The sequence below is a fragment of the Campylobacter sp. CFSAN093226 genome, assembly GCF_012897595.1.
In the GTDB taxonomy this organism is placed as follows: domain Bacteria; phylum Campylobacterota; class Campylobacteria; order Campylobacterales; family Campylobacteraceae; genus Campylobacter_D; species Campylobacter_D jejuni.
In genome coordinates this window covers 485931-502839 of record NZ_CP040608.1, presented here as the reverse complement: position 1 = coordinate 502839, position 16909 = coordinate 485931, and the positions used below count along the sequence as shown (strand labels likewise).

General features: G+C 31.1%; 19 protein-coding genes. 5 read left to right on the top strand and 14 right to left on the bottom strand.

Annotated elements, in window-relative coordinates; translation table 11 throughout:
• Position 1 precedes the first annotated feature (1 nt).
• The 10 genes from FBF02_RS02665 to FBF02_RS02620 all read right to left on the bottom strand — a co-directional run bounded on the left by FBF02_RS02665 (position 2) and on the right by FBF02_RS02620 (position 11096).
• A complete protein-coding gene (locus FBF02_RS02665; protein ID WP_002854834.1) occupies positions 2–265 on the bottom strand; it encodes a DUF2018 family protein in 264 nt (87 codons plus the stop codon).
• A gap of 138 nt (positions 266–403) precedes the next feature.
• A complete protein-coding gene (locus FBF02_RS02660; RefSeq protein WP_002812564.1) occupies positions 404–961 on the bottom strand; it encodes a 2-oxoacid:acceptor oxidoreductase family protein in 558 nt (185 codons plus the stop codon).
• Positions 958–1803, bottom strand: coding sequence for a 2-oxoglutarate ferredoxin oxidoreductase subunit beta (locus FBF02_RS02655; protein WP_002854895.1), 846 nt, complete (start codon positions 1801–1803; stop codon positions 958–960). Before FBF02_RS02655 ends, FBF02_RS02660 begins: the two co-directional genes overlap by 4 nt.
• A complete protein-coding gene (locus tag FBF02_RS02650) occupies positions 1804–2928 on the bottom strand; it encodes a 2-oxoglutarate synthase subunit alpha (protein WP_002858560.1) in 1125 nt (374 codons plus the stop codon).
• A gap of 8 nt (positions 2929–2936) precedes the next feature.
• Positions 2937–3248 (bottom strand): 4Fe-4S binding protein, encoded by a 312-nt coding sequence (locus FBF02_RS02645; RefSeq protein WP_002851088.1) that lies wholly within the window; start codon positions 3246–3248, stop codon positions 2937–2939.
• A 14-nt stretch (positions 3249–3262) separates the two neighbouring features.
• A complete protein-coding gene (sucD, locus tag FBF02_RS02640) occupies positions 3263–4132 on the bottom strand; it encodes a succinate--CoA ligase subunit alpha (RefSeq protein WP_002855278.1) in 870 nt (289 codons plus the stop codon).
• Between the two features lie 9 nt (positions 4133–4141).
• Positions 4142–5305: an ADP-forming succinate--CoA ligase subunit beta gene (gene sucC, locus FBF02_RS02635; protein WP_002858590.1), complete on the bottom strand. Its 1164-nt coding sequence runs from the start codon at positions 5303–5305 to the stop codon at positions 4142–4144.
• Positions 5306–6208: a malate dehydrogenase gene (locus tag FBF02_RS02630; RefSeq protein ID WP_002858544.1), complete on the bottom strand. Its 903-nt coding sequence runs from the start codon at positions 6206–6208 to the stop codon at positions 5306–5308. It abuts the gene before it with no gap.
• Positions 6205–8409 (bottom strand): NADP-dependent isocitrate dehydrogenase, encoded by a 2205-nt coding sequence (locus tag FBF02_RS02625; RefSeq protein ID WP_002858520.1) that lies wholly within the window; start codon positions 8407–8409, stop codon positions 6205–6207. Before FBF02_RS02625 ends, FBF02_RS02630 begins: the two co-directional genes overlap by 4 nt.
• Positions 8410–8525: 116 nt before the next feature.
• On the bottom strand, positions 8526–11096 hold the full coding sequence (locus FBF02_RS02620) for a DUF3971 domain-containing protein (protein WP_002858480.1): 2571 nt from the start codon (positions 11094–11096) through the stop codon (positions 8526–8528).
• On the opposite strand from FBF02_RS02620, the gene mltG reads away from it, so the two are divergent.
• The 5 genes from mltG to FBF02_RS02595 all read left to right on the top strand — a co-directional run bounded on the left by mltG (position 11011) and on the right by FBF02_RS02595 (position 15146).
• Complete coding sequence (gene mltG / locus FBF02_RS02615) at positions 11011–12012, top strand: endolytic transglycosylase MltG (RefSeq protein ID WP_002859067.1); 1002 nt, start codon at positions 11011–11013, stop codon at positions 12010–12012. The two genes, FBF02_RS02620 and mltG, sit on opposite strands and share 86 nt — an antisense overlap.
• Before the next feature lie 80 nt (positions 12013–12092).
• Positions 12093–12524, top strand: a complete 432-nt coding sequence (gene flgB / locus FBF02_RS02610; RefSeq protein WP_002858492.1) for a flagellar basal body rod protein FlgB — start codon at positions 12093–12095, stop codon at positions 12522–12524.
• Positions 12525–12533: 9 nt separating this feature from the next.
• On the top strand, positions 12534–13028 hold the full coding sequence (gene flgC, locus FBF02_RS02605; protein ID WP_002858484.1) for a flagellar basal body rod protein FlgC: 495 nt from the start codon (positions 12534–12536) through the stop codon (positions 13026–13028).
• 6 nt (positions 13029–13034) lie between these two features.
• A complete protein-coding gene (gene fliE, locus FBF02_RS02600; RefSeq protein WP_002851122.1) occupies positions 13035–13331 on the top strand; it encodes a flagellar hook-basal body complex protein FliE in 297 nt (98 codons plus the stop codon).
• 6 nt (positions 13332–13337) lie between these two features.
• Complete coding sequence (locus FBF02_RS02595; RefSeq protein WP_002858598.1) at positions 13338–15146, top strand: penicillin-binding protein 2; 1809 nt, start codon at positions 13338–13340, stop codon at positions 15144–15146.
• On the opposite strand, the gene FBF02_RS02590 is transcribed toward FBF02_RS02595, so the two are convergent.
• From FBF02_RS02590 to FBF02_RS02575, 4 genes are all read right to left on the bottom strand, one after another.
• A complete protein-coding gene (locus tag FBF02_RS02590; RefSeq protein ID WP_002858568.1) occupies positions 15143–15844 on the bottom strand; it encodes a hypothetical protein in 702 nt (233 codons plus the stop codon). The two genes, FBF02_RS02595 and FBF02_RS02590, sit on opposite strands and share 4 nt — an antisense overlap.
• 153 nt (positions 15845–15997) lie before the next feature.
• Positions 15998–16237 carry a Na/Pi cotransporter family protein gene (locus FBF02_RS02585; protein WP_126320741.1) on the bottom strand — a complete coding sequence of 80 codons (240 nt, stop codon included), beginning with the start codon at positions 16235–16237 and terminating at the stop codon, positions 15998–16000.
• A gap of 47 nt (positions 16238–16284) precedes the next feature.
• A complete protein-coding gene (locus FBF02_RS02580; protein WP_021034197.1) occupies positions 16285–16767 on the bottom strand; it encodes a Na/Pi symporter in 483 nt (160 codons plus the stop codon).
• Positions 16760–16906 carry a hypothetical protein gene (locus FBF02_RS02575; RefSeq protein ID WP_153604933.1) on the bottom strand — a complete coding sequence of 49 codons (147 nt, stop codon included), beginning with the start codon at positions 16904–16906 and terminating at the stop codon, positions 16760–16762. The genes FBF02_RS02580 and FBF02_RS02575 overlap by 8 nt, the downstream gene beginning before the upstream one ends.
• Between the last annotated feature and the right edge of the window lie 3 nt (positions 16907–16909).

Genomic DNA, 16909 nt, shown 5'->3' with positions numbered 1-16909 from the left:
TTTAGCCTTCGTGTCCTAAAATTTTTGCGCCCAATTCTATATAAATATCATTTTGCCTTTCTTCTATAAAATCACCATTTTCTAATATGAAATTTTTTACATCCATTTCTGTTAAACCTTGTTTTTCCAAAAGTTCCACCATGGCAATATGATCAGCAAAAAATTCCTCAAAAACTTTTTCTAAGGCTCCTAAATTTCCATTTTGTATAATTTCTATAAATTTTTCTTTTGGAGTTTTATTAAACATTTCATCAAAAAAATCCATTAATTTTCCTTGAAAATATAAGTTTTTGATTATAAAATTTTAATCGTTAAAAGTAGCTAAATTAAAATAATTAAAATTTAAATTTTATTTGCAATGTGTAAAATTTTAGAAGTTAAATTCCGCATGATGCGGAATTTATTATGAATATGGTTTTGCTTGAGTGGCGTATTTTACACCCAGATCAAAAGCTTTAGCATTTGCATCACGAGTTTTTGCAGGAACCATATGAAGCATAGTTTCTTTTAAAACATCTAAATCTATACATTTGCTCATATAAGCAGCAATTGCAAGTGCAACAACTGATTGAGTAGCCACATTTCCTACCTCATCTTTAGCTATGGTGATAATAGGGATTTCAAAAATTTGCCATTTTTTATAATCTTCACTTTCAGGATGTACTAAATTTGGCTCTACAACTATAATACCTCCTTCTTTTACACCCCCACGAAAACCTTTATAACCCTTATCTGCAGTCGAAAGCATAAAATCTACCTCCCCTTCTACAGCATAAGGAAATAAAATTTCTTTATCATCAATGATAATATCCACCTTAGTAGGGCCACCACGCACTTGTGAAGTGTAAGTAGAAGCCTTAAAAGCTTGACGACCTTCTTTAATGGCTGCTTCTGCTAAAATTTCTCCTGCGGTGATAACACCTTGTCCGCCTTCACCGCCAAATCTTAATTGATATTTCATTTTAAAGCTCCTAAATCCACCATTCTTTTTTCTTTGGCTGCACGACGTACTTCTTCATAAGCGTGGCAGTATTCTGGCTGAGAATTATCTTCATGTAAAATTCCTGTTGGAAATTTATCTTTTCTTTCTTCAAAATCCATGCTTTCAAATTTAGCTTTATCCACAACGCGATTTTTAATCCAATCAAGCATAGCTACAGCTTCGCCCATTTTGTTTTTTCTGCCTAGATTGATATGACAATTTGAAAAAACATCTACAAAACTATAACCCTTATGCGCTAAAGCCTTATAAATTAAATTTTCAAGCTTATTAGCTTCGATCACATTACCCCTTGCCACAAAAGAAGCTCCTGCAGCTTTAGTTAATTCACACGCATCAAAATTAGGGTCAATATTTCCAAATTGAGCTGTTACTGTATAAAAACCTTTTGGAGTGGTTGGGCTTGTTTGGGAATTCGTAAGTCCATAGATGAAATTATTGATTACAATATGTGTTAAATCAATATTTCTGCGACAACCATGTATAGTATGATTTCCACCAATTGCCAAAGTATCCCCATCTCCACTTACTACAATAACATGTTTACTAGGATTGGCTAGTTTAATGCCTGTTGCATAAGCTATTGCTCTACCATGAGTAGTATGAACTGTATTGCAATTTACATAAGAACTCATTCTGCCACTACAACCTATACCCGAAACAAGACAAACATCATCCATATTCCAACCAAGTTTTTCTATCGCGCGGATAATACATTTTAAAACAACACCATCGCCACATCCCCAACACCATTGAGTAGGCATTTTATCTACTCTTAGATATTCATCATAATTAAAAGCCATTTATATATTCTCCTTTACCTTAGCAATAATTTCACTTGGAGTGATAGGACGACCATTTGCACGGTGCAAACTAATAAAATCGCGACGCGAAGTTACTCTTTCAATCTCTTCAAGATATTGTCCCATATTAAGCTCGCTTACCATGACTTTTTTAAATTTGCTTACAACCTCAGCAATTTTTTTCTCAGCCACTGGATAAAGAGTAATTGGACGGAAAAGTCCCACTTTAATCCCTTGCTCTCTTAATCTTTGTATAGCTTCTTTTGCTGAACGACTCACGCTTCCATAAGCAATGATTAAAAATTCAGCATCATCAAGCATATACTCCTCATAAGTACAAATATCTTCTTGATTGTTTTTTATTTTACCTATGAGTCTTTCCATATTTTTTTTCACTATAACTCCATCTTCAGTTGGAAAACCTATATCTCCATGATGAAGTCCTGTAACATGATAACGATAACCTGTAAAGAAAGGATTTAAAGTTGCAGGCTCATTTTCTCCTGCTGCATAAGGTTTATAATCCTTTTTATCGCCTTCAAATTTTTTACGGTTATATACTTTAATATCTTTTAAATCAGGTAAAACCGCTTTACCATTCATGTGCCCTACAGTTTCATCCATAAGTAAAAATACTGGAGTCATATATTTTTCAGCTAAATTAAACGCTCTAATGGTTTCTGTATAAGCTTCTTCAAGACTTGCAGGAGCAATAGCAATACTTGCAAAATCCCCATGAGTTGGTGCTTTAGCTTGAAACAAATCTCCTTGTGCTACACGAGTTGGAAGACCTGTTGAAGGACCACCTCTCATAACATTTACAATCACAAGTGGAATTTCAGCAATAAATGCAAGTCCTATTTGCTCTGCTTTTAAAGAAATTCCAGGACCGCTACTTGCAGTCATGGATTTTACCCCACTCATTGCCGCACCAATAGCCACGCTAATACCTGAAATTTCATCTTCCATTTGTATAAAAGTTCCATCATTTGCAGGAAGCATATGGCTTAATTCATGAGCTATCTCACTACTAGGAGTAATAGGATAACCTCCAAAAAATTTACATCCACAATCAATCGCAGCTTTGGCGATTAAAACATTACCTGTTGCTATAACTTCTCTCATTATTTTTCCTATGCTAATTTTTTGTATTTGTTATTTTTTACGGCTACAGCTCTATCTTTAGCCTCAGCAGTAAGTTTGGCAAATTTAAATTCATCTCTTTTTGCCACCATAATAGCAAAATCAGGGCAATGTATCTCACACTCGGTACAGCCTATACAGGATTCAGGGTGTACCACCTCTATCATTTGTCCTAAAACCGCATGCACATCATCGCGCATAGCTAAAACCCCAGCGGGGCAATAGCTAACACAAATATTACATGCTTTACATCTATGCTCATCTACCCAAACAGGGGTATCTTTTGGAGCTGTCATACTCATGTTTTTTTCCTTTATTAACCTAATATTTTTTGAATTTCTTCACCAATTAAAGCCGGAGAATCCACCACATGAATTCCATAGCTTTTTAAAGCTTCTTTTTTAGCTGCAGCACTTTCATCAGCACTTCCTACTATGGCACCTGCATGCCCCATTCTTTTGCCTTTAGGAGCAGTTGCACCTGCAATGAATGCTACCACAGGTTTGCTAATATTTTCTTTAATAAATTTAGCCGCTTCCACTTCCAAACTACCACCAATTTCACCTATCATTACAATAGCTTTAGTTTCATCATCTTTTTGGAATTCACTTAAAAGTTCTTTATAAGCAAGACCTATGATAGGATCACCACCAATTCCTACTGCAGTAGAAATTCCATAACCACCTTGAACTACCTGATTAGCAGCTTCATAAGTTAAAGTTCCACTTTTTGAAATAAGCCCCACGCAACCTTTTTTAAAAATAAAACCTGGCATAATACCTAACTTACATTCTTCAGAAGTGATAATACCTGGACAATTTGGTCCAATGATTTTCATACCCTTTTTATTAGCATATTGCTTAGCAAACATCATATCCTTTACAGGCGTATGCTCGGTGATTACAACTGCAAGCTTAATACCCGCATCAGCTGCTTCAATCACGCTATCACCCACAGCAAAAGCAGGGACAAAGATCAAGCTCACATCAGCCTTTGTTGCTTTAACCGCATCTGCAACGGTATCAAAAACTGGTTTACCTAAATGAGTTTGTCCGCCTTTATGAGGGGTGACACCTCCAACTATATTTGTACCATAAGCCATGCATTGCTCAGCGTGAAAAGTTGCTTCTTTACCTGTAAAACCTTGAACTATTACTTTTGTATTTTTATTAACCAATATACTCATTTTCCATCCTTATCCTACTAAACTTTTTACAAGCTCTGCACCGTTTTTAAGATTGGTTGCTGCTTTGATATTTTTAAGATTTGAATTATCTAAAATTGTCTTTGCTTCTGCTGCGTTAGTGCCATCAAGACGCACTACAATTGGAATATTTACCTCAACATTCTTAGTAGCTTCTAAAATTCCATTTGCTATCCTATCACAACGAACAATACCACCAAAGATATTGATAAATATAACTTTTACATTTTTATCTCTTAAAATAATTTCAAAAGCCTTTGCAACAGTTTCTGGAGAAGCTCCCCCACCTACATCTAAGAAATTTGCAGGTTTTGCACCACTATAATTAATAATATCCATAGTTGCCATTGCTAGACCCGCACCATTTACCATACAAGCTACATCTCCATCTAATTTCACATAGCTTAAGCCAAATTCAGCCGCTTCTCTTTCAGCAGGATTTTCTTCAGTAGTATCTCTAAGTTCAGCAATTTCAGGATGACGATAAAGCGCACTATCATCAAAACTGCATTTTGCATCAAGGGCATAAAAATCCCCTTCTGCAGTTTTAATTAAAGGATTAATTTCAAGCATATTCATATCTTTATCCATGTAAAGCTTATAAAGTTTAGCTATCATAGAAATGAGTTTTTTGCCTTCATCTTTATCAAGTCCCAAAACTCTCGCTACTTCAAGTCCATGAAACATTTTAAATCCAATTTGTGGATCAATACCTACTTTTGCAATTTTTTCAGGACTTTCTTTGGCTACTTTTTCTATATCCATCCCTCCTTCACTTGAAGCGATAATGGTAATTTGCTCTGCCATTCTATTAAACAAAATAGCCAAATAATACTCTTTTACTATATTAGCACCACTTTCTATATAAAGTTTTTGCACAAGTTTGCCTTCAGGTCCTGTTTGATGAGTTACTAAATTCATTCCTAAAATTTTACTTGCATAATCTTTTACCTCATCTAAATTCTTAGCGATTTTAACACCACCACCAAGACCACGGCCTCCTGCATGAATTTGAGCTTTAACTGCCCAAACACTACCGCCTAATTCTTTAGCATTAGCCACAGCTTCATCTACGCTAAATGCAACTTTTCCCTTTAAGGTAGGGATGCCATTGTCTACAAAAATTGCTTTTGCTTGATACTCATGTATGTTCATTTATTCTCCTTTATATTGATATTTGATTAAAGATTTTTCTAATTTGTCTTTTTCTTGCAAACTAAGATCCATTTTCATGATTTCAATCACACCTTCAAGTCCTAATCTTGCCATAACTCCCAAGGCTTTGTTTTGCACTCCAAATTCTCCATGTAAAATCACACTCATAGGTAAAAACTCGCCACTTCTTATAGACTCAAGCATTCTTATACAAGCACTAGCAGGGGCTAAATAAGCTGAAGTTTTAAGATGTTTGATTACTTTAGCTCCACCTGTTTTAACTTCATTTTCTAAATCCTCAAATTCTTCTTCATTTAAAAATTCGCTTATATTTTTATTTTTAACACTTGCGTAAGATTTTACCAAAACCATATCATCATTATGAAAACCAATAAGTCTTGTATCCACTCTTGACATTTTGACATTAAGTTTTTTGGCAAGTTCATACTTAAATCTTGCATTGTCTAAAACACCCGCCATGGCTATAATTTTCTTTGATGAAAAAATCCCGCTTTCATAAAGAGTATTAAGTAGAAAATCCACAGGATTAGTTAAAATAATAAAAAGCGGATCTTCTGTAAAATCTTTAATTTTTTTAGCACAATCAAGCATAATGCTTGTATTTAACTGAAGCAATTCTTCTCTACTTTGCCCATCTTTTCTAGCAAAACCTGCACTAAAAAGCACTATATCTGAATTTTTGGTATGAGTATAATCTTTAGTGCAAAGTAAATCTATATTTAAATTTAAAGCAGCTATGCTTTGAGTAAGCTCTAGTTCTTTTGCGTAAAGCAAATCCTCGTTAATATCTACTAAAACAATTTCATTTGCTATTTCTCTTAAAATCAAAGCATAAGCTACGCTTGAACCTACATTGCCAGCCCCTATAACAGTGATTTTCATCTTTGTCCTATTTTTTCTAAAATAGCGTTAAAAGTTGCACTTGGACGCATGATTTTATTTGCTTTTTCATCATCAAATTTATAATACCCACCCAAATCCACTTTCACACCTTGTGCATCGTTAAATTCGGCTCTGATTTTTTCTTCATTAGAAGAAAGCTCTAGGGCAATATCTTTAAAAAAGCTTTGAAGCTCCATATCACTTGCCTGTCTTGCTAAATGATTTGCAAAATACATTGCTAAATAAAAATGACTTGTTCTATTATCATCTTCTTTGACTTTTCTTGATGGAGCTTTATTATTTTCAAGCCATTCGCCTATAGCCTCATCAAGACATTCTGCTAAAACCTTAGCTTTATGATTGCCACACTTATTTGCATAAAATTCCAAACTTGCTTGCAAAGCCAAAAATTCACCCAAACTATCCCAACGCAGATGATTTTCTTCGACTAATTGTTCTACTTGTTTAGGTGCTGAACCCCCTGCTCCTGTTTCAAACATAGCTCCACCATTTAACATAGGCACAACAGAAAGCATTTTTGCACTTGTTCCAAGCTCTAAAATAGGAAAAAGATCGGTTAAATAATCCCTTAAAACATTACCCGTGATAGAAATAACATCTTTACCTTCTCGGATTAACTCTAAACTTCTTAAACAAGCTTCTTTTGGAGTTAAAATGGCTACATTTTTACCCTTTTCTTTTAAACGATTTTGTACCAAAGTTATCATGATTTTATTACTAGCTCTTTTGCTATCTAACCAAAAAATAGCTTCGGCTCCACTAAGTTCTGATCTTTCTATACCTAAATCAATCCAATTTAACACTGCATCAAATTTAGCCTGATTAGCTCTATAAATATCACCTTTTCTAACCTTATGTTCTAATAAAACTTTACCGTTAGAAACTATTTTAAAAGTTCCTTCTTCTTTAGCCACAAAGGTTTTATCGTGCGATCCATATTCTTGAGCTTTTTTAGCCATTAAACCTACATTAGATACACTGCCAAGTTTTGAAGGATTTAAAGTACCATTTTTATGCAAATCTTCAATAACCGCCTCATAAATAGTTGCGTAAGTTTGATCAGGAATTACGGCATTTGTGTCCTTTTCCTTACCTTCCTTATCCCACAATCTTGCGCCATTTTTAAGCATTGCAGGCATAGAAGCATCAACGATAACATCGCTTGGAACATGAAGATTTGTAATGCCTTTATCTGAATTTACCATAGAAATATCTGCAGATTTAGCTAAAATTTCACTGTATTTTTTTAAAATTTCATCTTTTTTGCTTGAATTTTCGATCTTACTTAAAAGCTCACTTAAACCATTATTTGGATTAATGCCTAATTTTTCAAATTCATCTTGAAATTCGATAAATAATTCTTTAAAAAATACTTTTACCGCATAACCAAAAAGTATAGGATCACTTACTTTCATCATTGTAGCTTTTAAATGCAAAGAAAAAAGCACATCATCATCTTTGCTTGCTTTAATTTCTTTTGCATAAAATTCCTGAAGTTTTTGCACATCCATAAAAGTAGCGTCTAAAATTTCATTTTTTTCAAGTTTTAAGCCCTCTTTTAAAATTTCTTTTTTACCATCAACGCTTGTAAATTCTATATTAGCCACACAATCTTGATCGATTAAAACCGCTTTTTCATTAGAGAAAAAATCCCCTTCTTTCATGTAAGAAACACGAGTTTTTGAGTTTGGATTAAACTCAACCACACGATAAGGATTGTTTTTTGCATAGTCTTTTACCGCTTTTGTTGAACGACGATCTGAATTTCCTTGTCTTAATACAGGATTAACCGCTGAACCTAAAACTTTTTGATATTTTGTTTTAATTTGCAATTCTTCATCATTTTTTGGCTCATCTGGGTAATTTGGTAACATATAACCCTTATCTTGCAATTCTTTAATCGCCGCCTTAAGCTGAGGAATAGAAGCTGAAATATTTGGGGTTTTAATAAGATTTGCATCCGATCTTTTGACAAGCTCGCCTAAAAGCTCTAAAGCATCTTCACATCTTTGTTCCTCTTTTAAATACTCACTAAAAGTAGCTAAAATCCTTCCAGACAAAGAAATATCCGAGGTTTTTACTCCTATATGTGCCCTACTTAAAAAAGCTTTCACTATAGGCAAAAACGAATAAGTCGCAAGAGCTGGCGACTCATCTGTTAAGGTATAAGTAATTTGCATTTTTAGTCCTTTAAAATACTTATTTTTATTTTCATTTTTAAGTATATTACAAATAAAAAAAAATGCAAGAGTAAGTTTAAAGTTTGTTTTAGTTTTCAAACAAACTTTAAATATTTTTAATTAAGTAAATTAGCAGGAAGTTGTATGATATTTTTAATAAGATTAAAAGGGGTTTTTAGGGTATCTGTTAAAATTTCGGTATGAAATTTAGGGTCATCTATGCTTCCATCTATTTTTAAGTTTGTGCTAATTTCTTGATTTTTACCTAAAATTACATAATTTAAAATTGGAACCTTGGATATAGCTTCTGAAGCTGATTTTAAAGTTTTAAGCTCTAAACTAAAATCCACTGTATTTAATCTTAAATTTGCTGATCCTAAACCATATATATCTACACTATCACCATTTAAATTAATAGCCGAAACACTTAAAAGATCTTTTTTTCTATTAAAAATAATCTTTCCATCATGTAAGCTTAAACCTTTTTGATTAAAAGTTGGAGATTTAAACATCAATAAACTTGGTACAGTATCGATAAAGGAAATAAGCTGATTTATACCTTTTAAATCCTTCACATAAGTATTTTTAAAATCGATCTGTCCATCAAAATACTCCAATCCACTTCCTTTTATACTTAAGTTAAACACTCCATCTTGAACAGCTTGTTTTTGTAAAAACTCATTTAAATAATTATCATCAATATTGCTAACGTTTAAATTTAAATCATTAGAAGAATAATAAAGATCAAATTTTGCATTTCCTCTAGAACCTTTAAGATCTAAAGCATTGCCTTTTAAATCAGCTTCTACTCTATCAAAAGCCAAAGTTTTATTAGAATCTGCCAAAATTAAAGCTACATTTGCTCCACCAAAACTAATATTTTGGGTATTAGTAGCAATATCAAATGTTGAATTTGAAGAGTTGGAATGTTTTCTATAAATATAACTTAAATTTTTTAAATGAATTTCTTTATTATCAGAACTTATTTTAGCACTTGCTGTATCACTTTGAGTATGAATTTCCATAATGCCCTTATTTTTTACAATATCAAAGCTATCATTTTCATAAGGAGTTTGACCGTTGATAAGTAAATTATTTTTAAAATAAGCATCATTAACACTTGCATTAAAATCTTCAAAATTTAAAGTTTTATAATAAACATTTTTAGCATTGATAAACCCAAGCTTTTTAAGTAATGGAGAAAATGAAAATAAAATCTTAGGATTATTAAGATTAGCCTCAAGTCCATCTTTAAAATTTAAAATCAAATTCCACTGAGGAATGCTAATGTTAACATTTTGCGAATAATCTAATTTTACTTCTACATTTTGATTTTTTAAATCTAAAAGCTCTGCATTGTCAAAATAAAGCCTTGAAATCTGAGTATTGAAATTTCCTTGCTGTTTTTGTAAGTCAAATTTAGCATTAAAATCAGCTTCTAAAAAGCCATTTTTAACACTGGCATTTTCTATATTTAAATCATTTTGATTTAATTTTACAAATGCTTTTGTAATATTAAAATCAGCCAAAGAAATACTAGCATTCTCTAAAGCTAAAATACCACTATAAGAAATTTCACCCTTATCATGAAAATCAATTTTAAGCTCCAAATCACTTTTAATTTTTCCGCTTTTTTGATAAAAAGGTAGTGAAAAATGATAATCCTCTAAAGCTTTAGCAAGTTTTTCGTCAAATTTTAGATTATCAGACTTAATGCGCAAATAAATCCCAACTTTTTTTTCATCAAACAAATCATATAGATAAACCTTACTAGAACTTAAATCAGCACCATTATAGAAAGCTTTATTAAAGACAAAATCGAGCTTTTGTTTGTTTAAATTTAAATCGAGTTTTGGAATTTCAATAGCATTCATTTTATCATCCAAGCGAACTTTGACATTATTAACATAACCTGATGCACTAATATTGTCTAAATAATAATTATCTTTAGTAAAATCTATAAAGCCCTGCAAATAATCTAAATGATAAAATTCTCCCTTAGCCCTATATGCTACCCAAAGATTTAAACTCTGCGGAAGTTCTATTCTTTTATTAACTCTTTTAAAAATTTCCGTAATATTTCTAATGTTTAAATCTTCTATTTTATAAGCTAAATTTTTATCTTTGTAAGAGATGCTTGCGTTAAAGTCAAGCAATTCTCCACTTGCTCTACCTTGAAAATAATAAAACTCGCTCTTAGTATTGATACTTAAATTTCCATCAATACTTAAATCATAATCTTTTAATAAAAGTTTTTTAATATCAGCTATAAGTTCTTTATTTTGACGCTGTAATGTTAATTTTAAAAACAATAAATCATTATCTATAAAAAATTCATTATCTTTAAATAAAATACGCACATGATTATCTTTTATATTTAAATTTTGTATATCAATCTCTTTAACAAAAGTATATAGATATTTTAAATTTTTTGTTATTTTTAAAATCTCTGTTGAAGCATTATCAGAAGAGTGGGTTTGTGATGAAATTTCGGAATTTTGAGTCTCATTTATAGTGATATTTTTTGCTCGTACAATTAATTTTTTATCTAATTTAATATATAATTGTTCCAATTTTAAAAAATCAAATTGGATACTAGAGATGACAATTCCATTTTTAAGCACTATAAACAAAGCTAATATAAGCACAACAAAAAATACAACAATATATAAAATTTTCTTTTTCATACGCAACTTCTTTTTGATATTTATTTTGGGGATTTTTTATTATCTAACTCAGCCTTTAAAAAGCAATTCTGTGGTATTTATTCCCCAAGGTTCAATTTCTCAAATTATAACATATTTAAAGCAAAATAAATATCAGATGAGTAATATTGATAAATATATTTTATTTTTTTTAGGACACCCTCAATCAGGCTGGATCAACATAGGTACAAAAGATTTAAATAGAGCTGAATTTCTACATAAACTCACTATTGCTAAAGCAGCACTTCAAACCATTACTCTTATCCCAGGAGAAACAAGCGTAATCTTTCTAGAACAAGCAGCCAAACAACTTGGACTTGATAAAGATATACTTTTAAAAGAATTTCAAGCTCAAGCTCCTTATGATGAAGGAGTTTTTTTACCAGAAACTTATAAAATCCCGAAAGGCATTACAGAAAATCTACTCATTCAAATGCTTTTAAACCATGCTGAAATTTCCAATAAAAAAACTTCTGAGAAAATTTTTGGTGATTATAATCCAAAAAAATGGCACCAATATATCATCATCGCTTCTGTAATACAAAAAGAAGCTGCTAATGACAATGAAATGCCTATAGTTGCAAGCGTAATTTACAATCGACTTAAAAAAGGTATGAAACTTCAAATGGATGGAACTTTAAATTATGGAATTTATTCCCATGTAAAAGTTACCCCACAAAGAATAAGACAAGATAATAGCTCTTATAATACCTATAAATTTACAGGATTGCCTAAAGAAGCGGTTTGTAATGTTTCTTTAGCTGCTATTCGTGCAGCTATTTTTCCTTTAAAGACAGATTATTTATATTTTGTGCGTGATAAAAATACTGGAGTTCATATTTTTAGCACAAATATAGATGATCACAATAAAGCCATAAATTTACAAAAAGGAAAATAATTTTTGATATTTTTATACAAAATAGTTAAATTGGAACAGTATTTGCTTATTAATATTAAAAATTATAAAAAGGATAAAAAATGATTAACCCATTTAAATCAAAAGAACTGGTCACTGGTGCTTTAGCGGGTAGAAATCTAAGAAATCAACTCATCAATGCCAATCTTGCAAATGTTGATACTCCTTTTTATAAAGCAAGAGATATTGAATTTGAAACAGCTTTGGTAAATCGTGCAAATGAAATTTTCAAAAAAAATGATAATAAAGAATTGCAATTAGCCGTAACTGAAGAAGAGCATCAAAAACCTTGGAAATTCCCTGATCCTAGTAAATCTACTATTTACTTAAGAGATGGTCATTTAGCAAGAAATGATGCAAATACTGTTGATCTAGATGTAGAAACCACAGAAATGAGTAAAAATACAGTTATGATAACAGCTCTTGATGGAGTTTTAAGAAGACAAAGCAATATCTTTAGTTCTATACTTGATGCAAGCTCTAAATTAAGTTAAAGGTAAATTATGGCATACTTAAGTGATTTTGATATTAGTGGTTATGGTTTAAGTGCTCAGCGTTTTAGAATGAATGTTATTAGCTCTAATATAGCTAATGCAAACACTACAAGAACAGCTGAAGGTGGGCCTTATAGAAGACGCGAAGTGATCTTTAAAGCAACAGATTTTGATAAGCTTTTAAATGAGCAAATTAACAAAGATAATAATTTTTTAAAATATGAAAATCCTTTAAATGATCCAAGTTCGCCAGAAGAAGCTAAACCTGCTATTCAAAGTGTTGTAGTGGATAAAGTGGTCAGAGATGACAAAGATTTTCGTATGAAGTATGATCCAAGCCATCCTGATGCAAATGCTGAAGGTTATGTAGCGTATCCAAATGTAAACCCTGTTATTGAAATGGCAGATTTGATTGAAGCTACAAGAGCTTATCAAGCCAATGTAAGTGCTTTTACAAGTGCAAAAACTATATCTCAAAGTGCGATTGATTTATTAAGAGGATAATAAAAAATGAACAATATTAATGATTTAAGATTAAATAATAATATTTCAAATACCAACAAAAGTCAAAATTCCACAGGAATTGGTGATGAATTTGCCAAGATGCTTAAAAATGAAATCAATGATTTAAATAAAGCACAAGAAAGTGGAGAAGCTGCAATGACAGACATTGCCACAGGACAAGTAAAAGATTTACATCAAGCAGCTATAGCTATCACTAAAGCTGAAAGCAGCATGAAATTTATGCTAGAAGTAAGAAATAAAGCAATCAGTGCTTATAAAGAAATCACAAGAACTCAAATTTAAACCCTAATGCAAGAATATAAAAAAAATAGGGTTTCAAAAGTTGCCTTTGCCTACTGCATGGCACTTTTGTTTATGATTATTTTTATCAGCTCTACTTTTTTTCTTACATCAAAACGTCATATACCTAACACTGAAAAAGATCAATACGCTCTTGCTCTAAGAGGATCGATTATAACCAAAGATAATTTTACTATCACAAGTTCTAAACAAATTTATCGTGCTGAAATTGATCTTAGAAGCATTAACAAAGATAAATTTGATCTATTTTTAAAGCTTTTTCAAATTTATAGTGGGATAAGTAACGATCAAGTAGCAGATATTAAAAAAAGAATGCAAAATCAAAAAAAACGCTCTTATAATTTTGTTCTTTTACAAAACTTAGACTCCAAGCAAGCAAGCTACCTTAAAGATCTTGCTAAAAAACTTTATATACAAGGTTTTTTCAAAGCTTTTACAAATAACTCAGGAAGAGTTGAAACAAGAGGATTAAATATCATCGAACATGAAGAAGATAGAATTTACATGTCAAAAGATTCTTTTACTCCTATTATCGGTTATACTAAAATGATATTAGATCCAGAAAGTGGAATTTTAAAAAATATAGGAGTTAAAGGTTTAGAAAAATACTACGATGCATGTCTAAGCCCTGTTCAAAATGAAAAAATTCAAGGACTTAAAGATATAGGTGGAAATATTATTTTAAATCTAAATTCACTACAACAAAAAAAGATCAATGGTTGTGATTTATATTTAAATCTTTCTTTAAAACTGCAAAAAAGTATAGAGAAAGCTATAGATCAAAGAAATGAGGATTTAAAAGCCAATGAAATCATCGTTGGGGTAATGGAAAGTAAAACAGGAAGAATTTTAGCTCTAGCAAGCTCAAGGCGTTATGACCCACAAAATCGCGGAAAGGATCTATCAGTTCTTAATGCAAGCGCTATAGAATACGGCTATGAAGCAGGTTCTGTTATCAAACCTTTTATCTTTACAACAGCCTTAAGACTTGGTAAAATAAAAATGGATGAAGTGATTAATACTTATGGCGGTTCTTACAAGCTAGGACGTTTCACCATCAAAGACGATCACAAAATGGACAAAATGACTATGGAGGAAGTTATAAGATATTCTTCAAATATAGGCATGATACAAATTGCTAAAAGGCTTAACAATATAGAAATCGTATCAGGACTTAAAATATTTAAATTTGGCGAAAAAAGTGGTATTGATCTACCCTATGAACAAAAAGGAGAAATTCCAAATCCTAAGCGCTTAAGAGATATAGAAAAATCTGTTTTAAGTTATGGTTATGGACTTAAAACAACCTTTATACAACTCCTTGCAGCTTATAATGTTTTCAACAATGATGGGTTTTATATCACACCACGTTTAGCTGAAAAATTCTATCAAAATGGACGCTTTACAAATCTTGATGATGATGTAAAAAAAGAAAAAATTCTTTCTAGCGAAGCCGCTAAAACGATGCAAAATGTTCTTATAAATGTTATAGAAAAAGGAACAGGAAAAAAGGCAATTACACAAGGTATTATTGCAGGAGGTAAAACAGGAACGGCAAGAATAGCCGAAAGACAAGGTTACACCTCAAATCGCTACAATGCATCCTTTTTTGGTTTTGCAAATGATTTAAATCACGCCTATACCATAGGAGTTCTCGTAAGACATCCTACTAAACCTTATAGTTATTATGCTGCACAAAGTGCTTTGCCTATGTTTAAAGATGTTGTTGATATTTTAATCAATGAAGAATTTCTAACGCCTATACAAGACAATAACCAAACTAGCACAAACAACTAGTTTGATATATCTTTAGAAAATATCACCTCAACAGCACCTATAAGTTCTTCAGCAATCTTAGCAGCAAAAGTTGTATCATTAAGTATTGAAATTCCTTCAGCTGTTGTGATTTTTCTTACTGAAATAAGATGTTCAACATTGCTCAAGGTTAAAGTATCGATTTCTTTTAAAATTTCTTTTCCTTTTTGAAGATTTTTAATAATCAAATAAAGCTTTTCACGATCTTCAACAACTCTAAGCTCTTCGATACTTCTTAAAAGCTCTCCTAAATTCGATCTAATTTTATTGTACTCTAAAGCCAAAAATTCATTAGAAGAACTAGAATATTTCTTAATATTTGCTTGGATAATTTTTAAATTTTTAGTTGTTTCGGCTAAATTTTTAGCTGCCATCTTAAAGGTAAAAATTTTATGATTCTTTGTTTCATCGTTAATATAAACTTGTGCTTTAGTTGAAAAATCGATAATAGCTTCAAAAAGAACCTTTATCCTAGTTTGATACAAATAGTCCAAATCCACATTTTTACTAAACCACTTTTTATTTTCTAAAATTTCTTTAAAACTTTTATCACTTTGTATATCTTTACGACTAAAACCTATAGCATGAGCAACAACTGCATAGGTATTGTTATAAAGATGCTCGCTTTCTTTCCTTAAAGCTTCGATGGCTGTGTCACTAAATTTAACCAAACTAATCAAGATATAAAGGCTTGTCTTTATTCTTATCTTTAGGAGCTTTTACTATTTTATTTAAAAAAACAATTTAAGGAGTAAAGAATGAAAAAAACGCAACACCAATTAAATTAAACAAAGTGTGAAATAATGCCACTTTCAAAGCTATATCTTCTATGTTTAACGCAATGGATAAAAAATTAAGAAATGTATAAAATAAGGAAAAATAAGCACTATTAAAAAAGCTATACCAAAATTAAAAATACAATTTGCAAACGCTAATTTCTTTCCTTCAATATTGGTACTTAAAGAAGCTAAAACAGCCGTTACAACTCCTCCAACACTAGTACCCAAAGTTGCTGCTAAGGAATTTTCCAAACTGATTTGTTGTGCAAGTAAAGCAGCGACAATAATAGCCATTATAACTGTGCTTGATTGTATAACTCCTGTAAGCAAAGCACCTAATCCTAAAAAACAAAAACTCCTTTAAAACCAGCAAAATCAAAACGAGAAAGATCAATTATATGTTTAAAATTTTCAAAACCACTTTTAATATAATCCACACCCAAAAAGAAAAAACCTATACCAATAAAAATATTACCCAAACCTTTTAAAATACTATCTTTTTGAAAGAAAAATAATACTCCAATAATCAAAAGCGGGATAGCCAACATTAAAATTTTAATATTTGTTAAACCAACAATCAGCCAAGAACTTGCCGTATTTCCTAAATTTACTCCAAAAATAATCCCTATGCCCGCACCCAAAGAAATAAGCCCTGCACTCAAAAAAGAAATCGTAACAATAGAAACTAAAATTGAAAATTGCATAATTAAAGTACTTAAAGTACCAAAAAGTATACTTTTTATCTTTGTATCGGTTGACTTCGCTAAAATTTTTTCAAGCAAACCACCACTAAAAGCTTTAAAACCTATACCTAAATTAGTCATTCCAATAAGAAGTATTGCCCACTCCTGCTAAAAGATTGGCAAGCTCGTCATAACGAATTAAAATAAAAATCAGAACTAAAGTAAAAATACTCCATGAAATAAATTTAAAATATTTTAAAGAATTTCTTTCCTCTTGCAATGC

Excerpts from the sequence above, each read along its gene's own strand:
- FBF02_RS02665 (WP_002854834.1), bottom strand. The coding sequence starts at position 265 with ATGGATTTTTTTGATGAAATGTTTAATAAAACTCCAAAAGAAAAATTT.
- FBF02_RS02660 (WP_002812564.1), bottom strand. The coding sequence starts at position 961 with ATGAAATATCAATTAAGATTTGGCGGTGAAGGCGGACAAGGTGTTATC.
- FBF02_RS02655 (WP_002854895.1), bottom strand. The coding sequence starts at position 1,803 with ATGGCTTTTAATTATGATGAATATCTAAGAGTAGATAAAATGCCTACT.
- FBF02_RS02650 (WP_002858560.1), bottom strand. The coding sequence starts at position 2,928 with ATGAGAGAAGTTATAGCAACAGGTAATGTTTTAATCGCCAAAGCTGCG.
- FBF02_RS02645 (WP_002851088.1), bottom strand. The coding sequence starts at position 3,248 with ATGAGTATGACAGCTCCAAAAGATACCCCTGTTTGGGTAGATGAGCAT.
- sucD (WP_002855278.1), bottom strand. The coding sequence starts at position 4,132 with ATGAGTATATTGGTTAATAAAAATACAAAAGTAATAGTTCAAGGTTTT.
- sucC (WP_002858590.1), bottom strand. The coding sequence starts at position 5,305 with ATGAACATACATGAGTATCAAGCAAAAGCAATTTTTGTAGACAATGGC.
- FBF02_RS02630 (WP_002858544.1), bottom strand. The coding sequence starts at position 6,208 with ATGAAAATCACTGTTATAGGGGCTGGCAATGTAGGTTCAAGCGTAGCT.
- FBF02_RS02625 (WP_002858520.1), bottom strand. The coding sequence starts at position 8,409 with ATGCAAATTACTTATACCTTAACAGATGAGTCGCCAGCTCTTGCGACT.
- mltG (WP_002859067.1), top strand. The coding sequence starts at position 11,011 with ATGACAATTCCATTTTTAAGCACTATAAACAAAGCTAATATAAGCACA.
- FBF02_RS02620 (WP_002858480.1), bottom strand. The coding sequence starts at position 11,096 with ATGAAAAAGAAAATTTTATATATTGTTGTATTTTTTGTTGTGCTTATA.
- flgB (WP_002858492.1), top strand. The coding sequence starts at position 12,093 with ATGATTAACCCATTTAAATCAAAAGAACTGGTCACTGGTGCTTTAGCG.
- flgC (WP_002858484.1), top strand. The coding sequence starts at position 12,534 with ATGGCATACTTAAGTGATTTTGATATTAGTGGTTATGGTTTAAGTGCT.
- fliE (WP_002851122.1), top strand. The coding sequence starts at position 13,035 with ATGAACAATATTAATGATTTAAGATTAAATAATAATATTTCAAATACC.
- FBF02_RS02595 (WP_002858598.1), top strand. The coding sequence starts at position 13,338 with ATGCAAGAATATAAAAAAAATAGGGTTTCAAAAGTTGCCTTTGCCTAC.
- FBF02_RS02585 (WP_126320741.1), bottom strand. The coding sequence starts at position 16,237 with ATGGCTATTATTGTCGCTGCTTTACTTGCACAACAAATCAGTTTGGAA.
- FBF02_RS02580 (WP_021034197.1), bottom strand. The coding sequence starts at position 16,767 with ATGACTAATTTAGGTATAGGTTTTAAAGCTTTTAGTGGTGGTTTGCTT.